At 37.1% G+C, this 1124-nt stretch carries 1 protein-coding gene; it reads left to right on the top strand.

Annotated features, from left to right (window positions below):
- Window positions 1-141: 141 nt before the first annotated feature.
- Window positions 142-1124: IS4 family transposase (locus tag PQ474_RS26145; RefSeq protein ID WP_273848507.1), on the top strand; the 983-nt coding region annotated here is incomplete at its 3' end.

Raw genomic sequence — 1124 nt, 5'->3', positions numbered from 1 at the left:
CACTAGTGTTGCATTAATTTAATTTCACTATTTGAAAAACTCAAAATGTTCAATTTTGTTATTTTGTGCAAAGAAAAAGTCCTTTATAATGGATTAGTCAGGTGGTAACCCGTCCAAATCCACTATAAAAGGACTCACACTATGGACAAGATTACACGAAAAACGTCATTTGGACAATGGTTTTCACCATTAAATCTTCAACTTTTTGAAGAACAGGTCAAAACCATGAAATTAGATTACTATACAAAGAAATTAACGACGGAATCATTTCTTAAATTACTACTCTTTGCGCAGCTGGAAGAAGTTGAAAGCCTCCACGCTCTGAGTGATTGTCTTTTTGATGATCAACTACAAAAAGGAATTAATCTTGATTCCATTAGTATTTCTCAGCTTTCACGACGATTAAATGGGATGAATCCTGATTTTTTCCAAATTCTTTTCCTTGATTTGGTCGCACAAATTCATGCCAAAACACACTACACTAAACTCGTCATGCCGTTAAAAATCATTGATTCCAGTACATTGCCCCTTAATTTGACCAATCATAAATGGGCAGAGTTTCGGAAAACAAAGGCAGGAATAAAGCTGCATTTGCGCCTTGTGTTTATGGAAAAAGGGATTTCCTATCCTGAAAAGGCTGTGCTTACAACGGCAAAGGAACATGATCGTGGTCAGCTAGAAATTATGGTAGATGACAAGGAATGCATGTATGTGTTTGACCGTGGCTATCTTGACTATGAACGCTTTGATCGCATGACAGATGATGGCTATTTTTTTCTATCCAGGCTACGTAAAAATGCATTCATACGAGAAGTCTACGATTTTAAACTACCCGAGGATACGAATGTTCTGTCCGATCAAATGGTGTTGATTGGGACGACTCAAAACCGTACTGAGAACTACTTTCGTCTTCTAAGAGTGCTTGATTCAAAAGGAAATGAACTTCAGTTACTCACGAATCGTTTTGATTTGAGTGCCGAAGAAATTTCAGAGATGTATAAATCACGCTGGGCGATTGAGTTGTTTTTCAAATGGATCAAGCAGCACCTCAGTATCAAAAAGTTCTACGGTCAAAGTGAATGGGCGATCCACAATCAAGTGTTTATCGCATTAATTGTTTTTTG

It is taken from the genome of Halalkalibacter alkalisediminis (assembly GCF_028610705.1).
GTDB lineage: Bacteria > Bacillota > Bacilli > Bacillales > Bacillaceae_D > Halalkalibacter > Halalkalibacter alkalisediminis.
Note: the sequence above shows the minus strand (reverse complement) of the source record. Positions and strands in the feature narration are given on the sequence as shown.